This is a genomic window from Allobaculum sp., assembly GCF_047010065.1.
Lineage (GTDB): Bacteria > Bacillota_I > Bacilli_A > Erysipelotrichales > Erysipelotrichaceae > Allobaculum > Allobaculum fili.
This window is the reverse complement of record NZ_JBKXLD010000003.1, coordinates 1-5,365: the sequence shown is the minus strand read 5'-3', so window position 1 is coordinate 5,365 and position 5,365 is coordinate 1. Positions and strand designations below refer to the sequence as shown.

The 5,365-nt window shown below is 50.2% G+C and carries 5 protein-coding genes; 4 read left to right on the top strand and 1 reads right to left on the bottom strand.

What is annotated here, in order from left to right; all coding sequences use genetic code 11:
* Positions 1-235: 235 nt before the first annotated feature.
* The 4 genes from ACLUYS_RS00490 (at position 236) to ACLUYS_RS00475 (ending at position 4,144) form a co-directional block, all read left to right on the top strand.
* Positions 236-571, top strand: a complete 336-nt coding sequence (locus ACLUYS_RS00490; protein WP_230267437.1) for a PTS lactose/cellobiose transporter subunit IIA — start codon at positions 236-238, stop codon at positions 569-571.
* 453 nt (positions 572-1,024) lie between these two features.
* Positions 1,025-1,954, top strand: a complete 930-nt coding sequence (locus tag ACLUYS_RS00485; protein WP_412658607.1) for a patatin family protein — start codon at positions 1,025-1,027, stop codon at positions 1,952-1,954.
* A 124-nt stretch (positions 1,955-2,078) separates the two neighbouring features.
* Positions 2,079-3,395: a MurT ligase domain-containing protein gene (locus tag ACLUYS_RS00480; protein ID WP_230267440.1), complete on the top strand. Its 1,317-nt coding sequence runs from the start codon at positions 2,079-2,081 to the stop codon at positions 3,393-3,395.
* Positions 3,392-4,144, top strand: a complete 753-nt coding sequence (locus tag ACLUYS_RS00475) for a type 1 glutamine amidotransferase (protein WP_230267442.1) — start codon at positions 3,392-3,394, stop codon at positions 4,142-4,144. The genes ACLUYS_RS00480 and ACLUYS_RS00475 overlap by 4 nt, the downstream gene beginning before the upstream one ends.
* Positions 4,145-4,352: 208 nt before the next feature.
* Here ACLUYS_RS00475 and ACLUYS_RS00470 read toward each other — a convergent pair whose 3' ends face one another.
* Positions 4,353-4,919, bottom strand: coding sequence for a DUF1836 domain-containing protein (locus tag ACLUYS_RS00470; RefSeq protein ID WP_230267443.1), 567 nt, complete (start codon positions 4,917-4,919; stop codon positions 4,353-4,355).
* Positions 4,920-5,365: the final 446 nt, after the last annotated feature.

Genomic DNA, 5,365 nt, shown 5'->3' with positions numbered 1-5,365 from the left:
GTCGTCCACGCAAAAATCCGACCGTATAGTTTAGCTGATTGGGAAAGTTCTATTTGAATATTCCATTTCCAGACACCGCTACGATCTTTTCCGTTTCTCCGTCTACTCCATTCGCAGATAGACGATCTGGCTGATATTGTTCTTTTGTAAAGAATTGATGATTTGAAATCCGACGATCATGTGTTTTGCATGATCGTTTTGCTTAACGAGCGAAAAAGGAAGATGAGGATTCGCCATGAATGAATTCGAACAGATCTGCTTTGAAATGATCGCATCAAGCGGAAGCGCCAAGACGTTTTACATGAGTGCTCTTAAAGAAGCCAAGGATGGCCGGTTTGCCCAGGCAGAACATACGATGGAAGCGGGGGATGAAGCGCTTCTCGAAGCACAGAAAGCTCATTCCCGTCTGCTTTCCAAGGAAGCCGGCGGAGCCCGGTATGAATTCAGTCTGCTTCTGATGCATGCCGAAGATCAGATGATGACCGCCGAAACTTTCCGTCTGTTTGTCAGCGAACTGCTGGATCTGTACGCAAGGCTTCAGATCCGTTCTTCCTGGAGCGAGATGGACTAAACAAGACTATTGATCTCTCTCTGATACGTCGCAGCAGTCTGGTTCTTCTGCGACGTTTTCTTTTCTCTTCTGATTCAAAAAGGGGGTAAAGCTAGAAATTTTAGGCAAACTCAGTAAGAATGCAGTCATGAATGCCGACAGCTCAGAAGTTTATACAGAATCCTCAAATCGTTTGCCTCTGCTTTTCGACAGATCGGCGCAAGTGTCGAATGCTCCTGCAGGCGGCGCAGGGGTAAGACACTCGACTATCCTGTTACTATAGAAAACGAACAAGAAAGGCAGTGCTTTTTCCATCCCGTACTCTTTTCACGCACCCGCCTGCAGGGCTCTTTTCTTTTTGTCCCGAAAATCGTGGCAGCCCAACGAAAGGGGCTTAGGCTGAGCCGGCAGAGGACTTTCTTTTTGAAAAGCGGCTGCGTGAGAAAAAAGCAGACTCATTTCAAAGGAGCGTACATGCAATCGTTTCATCTTACCCCTGCTATCCCTTCAAAATTGCCGGAATACACCCTCTGTAAAGGCCTTTGCCTGATTGATGTGGGCGGAGGACTGCGCGGTGTGTATGCTGCCGGCGTTCTGGACGGTCTTCTTGATCGCGGAATCATGGCCGAGCTGAACATCGGCGTTTCCGCCGGCGCAGCCAACCTGGCGACTTATATTGCCGGACAGAAAACACGAACGTACACGTACTATCACGACTATTCGTTTCGAAAAGAATATGCTTCCCTGCAAAACTTCATTTTTCGAAAATCGTTTTTTGATCTGGACTACATCTATTCGGACTTAAGCAATTCCGACGGCGAATATCCGCTCGATGCGCCGGCTCTTCTTCAAAATCCCGCCAAACTGATTACCGTAGCGACGAACGCGCTGAGCGGGCGGCCAGCATACTTTACAAAGAAACACCTTACGCAGGATGAGTATTCCATTTTCAAGGCGTCCTGCGCTGTCCCGCTGATCTGTCATGCCTATACAGCCTTTGGCGTTCCGTGTTGTGACGGTACCGTTTCGGATCCGATTCCAGTCGATAAGGCGCTGGAAATGGGGGCAGAGAAGATCGTCATTCTGCTTCCGCGCAAAGCGTCCAATATCGAAGAAGACGAATCGGAAAGCCCAATGAATCGTCTTCTGGCTTACACCCGCTATGGAACGCATTTTCCCGCTGTGCTTGATGCGCTCAAGAAGCGTCCGCACGTCAATAATGCGTCGATGCGAAAAGCCAGAGAGCTGGAAGAGCAGGGGAAAGCGCTCATCCTTTCTCCCGAAACGCTCCATCATGTAGTGTCTCTTATGGGAACACCGGAAGCCATCGACGCCCTCTATAAAGAAGGCGTTGAGGACGCGGCAAAGATTGAAGCGTTCCTGCAGGAAGATCCGGTAAAATAGAGGAAACCCTATTCGCAAAACGAATCTGGAAATTGATGTAAAATTCTATCCATCCTCTATTCCTGCAGACCGGCCCCAAAAGCGGTCTAATGCAAGAGGATTTTTATAAAGGAGCTGAACACGTATGAGCAGACTCTCCATTCTGGGAGCGAAGACGTCGGCCGGACTGCTGTCTCTGATTGGACGGGGTGGATCCATGCCGGGATCGATCGCACTGAAAATCGATCCGAACTCGCTTTCCAGACTGAAGTTTCGCGGACCGGTCATTCTTGTGACCGGCACGAATGGAAAAACCTCGACGGCGAACATGTTATCGTCCGTCTTTGAAAAAGCCGGGCGCAAAGTCGTCACCAACCGCAAGGGCGACAACCTGAAAGCCGGCATTACTTCGGCACTTTTGCAGGCGGCGAAAATGAACGGGGAAATCGATGCGGATGCTGTCGTTCTGGAAGTGGATGAACTCAATATCCGCCACGTTCTCCCGGTCCTTCCGGTAAAAGCGCTGGTCGTCAATAACTTCTTTCGCGACCAGCTCGATCGCGCCAGAGAAATGGAGCAGCTGATTGATTCGATTGAAGGCGTTCTTCCCGAATACCAGGGCCTGCTCGTTTTAAACGGCAATGACCCGAATACTGTCCGTCTCGCGCTCAAGGCTCCGAAAGCCAAAGCCGTCTATTTTGGTCTGGCCGAAAACGCCTATTCCAAAAAGACGACAAACGAAGCGAGCGAAGGCAAATTCTGCCCGGTCTGCGGCGAGCGTCTCGAATACGATTTTTATCAGTATTCCCATATCGGCTCATTTCACTGTCCAAAGTGCGGCTTTAAAACGCCAGAGCTCGATGTCGAACTGCAAGATATCAATCTGGACGATCAGTCTTTTGTGTTTGAAAACAAGAAACACAAAGGACCGTACGAGGGCCTGTATTCGATGTACAACTATGCCGGCGTACTGGCGGCCAGTCAGGCGTTTGGCGTAAGTGCTGATGCGTTTGATGCCATGGCCAGAAGCGCTCCGCAGCCGGCTGGACGGAATGAAAAATTCGAAAAGAACGGCAAGAGCGTCATTCTGAACCTGGTCAAAAACCCGACCGGAGCCAACGAAGTCATGAAGGTCATCGAAAAAGACGACCGTGAGAAATCCATCGTTATCGTCTTAAACGACCGGGAACAGGATGGCACCGACGTTTCCTGGATTTACGACACCCAGTTTGAAAAGTTCATGAACGATCAGACGAAAAAAGTCATCTGCACCGGACTTCGTGCAGGGGATATGGCGCTGCGCATGTACTTTGGCGGCTATACCGGAGACATGTCGATCGAGCACAATCTCGAACAGGCCGCAGCGCAGGGACTGCAGGCAGCGGATGTGGTGTACGTCATGGCCACGTATACGGCACTGCTCGAAAGCCGCAAAGCCATTGAAAAGGAGATGTCGCTATGAAACTGAAATGCGCATGGATGTATCACGACATCATGGACCTGTATGGAGACAAGGGCAATATCATGACCCTGCAGAGCCGCGCAAAATCGCGCGGCATCGATCTCGAGGTAACGACCGTCGGGATTGGTCAAAAAGCGGATTTATCCGCGTTTGATCTGGTCTTCATGGGCGGCGGCGCAGACAGGGAGCAGATGGCGCTGATTCCGGATTTGCTGGCGCGGAAGGAAAACATTTTAAAAGCACTTGATGGCGGTACCTTTTTCCTTCTGATCTGCGGCGGCTACCAGCTGTTTGGTCAGTATTATGAGACCGCCGATCACAATAAGATTCCCGGTCTGCAGATTCTCGATCTGTATACAGAAACCGGAAAAGGGAAGAGCCGCTGCATCGGCAATATCGTGATCGATGCCGATCTCGATGGACAGACACTGCGTCTGATCGGATTTGAAAATCACGGCGGCCAGACCCTGAATGTCACCTCCCCATTAGGCAAAGTCGTAAAGGGAAGCGGAAATGCGTTCAATGCGGGCTTTGAAGGCTATTACGACGGCCGAATTCTCGGAACGTATCTGCACGGTCCGCTTCTGCCCAAAAACGGCCGGCTCGCCGATTTTGTTCTGGCCAAAGCGATTGCCCGAACCCATCCAGGATTTACCCTCAGCGATCTGGCTGAGCTCGATAATCCCTGGGAAGCGGAAGCCCGAAAAGCTCTGCTCGACCGATTCGGTCTGCAGGAACTGGACGCATAGCTCCGATCCAGAGCGTAGAAAAGCCAGTCCTCATTTTTTCGATATCCATAATAAAAGCTGTGTTCTTATCCATTTTGGCTTTCCAAATGCCGGCTGCAGGCAGATCTGCCAGCCGATTCTCTGGAAAGCTGTGATGAGAGGACACAGCTTTTTGTATAGCCGATAAATAGGAACGGGGCGATTGGAAGTCTGTATACGGACCGGCGCCCTATTTGGATGGATTCTCCTCGTTTTCCATATTGAAGCGGTAAATCTGATACGTTCCGTACAGCCGGCATACCGCCGCGCGGATCACATCCACCATGAGCGTCTGCTGCCAGGAAGGCTCATCGAAAATTTCCACGGCCGTATCGCCGCCCTCCATCACATTGTGCAGAAGGATTTCAAAGACGCGCACGAAACAGTCAAAGTCATGAGAGAAGCGGTCGCTTGAACTAATTTCGGTATAAATCGTAATCAGGGAGGCGATCTCCTGCAGCGTAAAGCACTGCTTGAGAATCATGACTACATACAGATAGGCCAGATGATACGCTTTGTAGCGTTTTTTCAGCGGGGGATGAACGATGGAGTTTTTCACGTAATTATTGATCATGCTGGAAGTGATGCATCCCGGCTTCTGGTTGAAATAGAGCGGATCGAGCCAGCGGTTGAGCAGTTCCACGACCTGATCCATGTACAGCGGTACATTCGGGAATTCGGCAAAGCGCGGTCCCTGATAGGTCGCCAGATTGCGGGCGATCTGATCGAGCTTTTCTTTTGATTCGTTGTCAGTCATAGTCTCAGTTTATCAAAAATCTAAACAAGGGCCGGCTGGTTTTGATAGAGAGCGGCACAATTCCCCTGAAAGACGTTGGGATTCTGGAAAGGAAATACCCCTTTCTTGTCGTCTTTCCCCCAAAAATCGCATCGAATGGGAAAAAGGAAGCGTCTTTGAATCGGGAAAGAAATTCTGAAAAAGTCACGAAACCCGCCTTCAGGCTGCCATAAGACCTTCGGGTGTGGGAAGAAAGAGCAGGATAATGTGTACAATTGTGTTATAAAACCCGGTGCGGTTGAGCCCAATGACAGGAACCCTTACAATACGGATGGTGATTTTTATGAAAAAATGGATAAAACTGCTGATGGCTTTTTTACTGGCTTACAGCGCGGCAGCCTGTTCGAAGGAACAGGGCGCTTCGAGCGCACAGCTTCAGGAGGGGGTAACCCTTTCCATGGTAGATG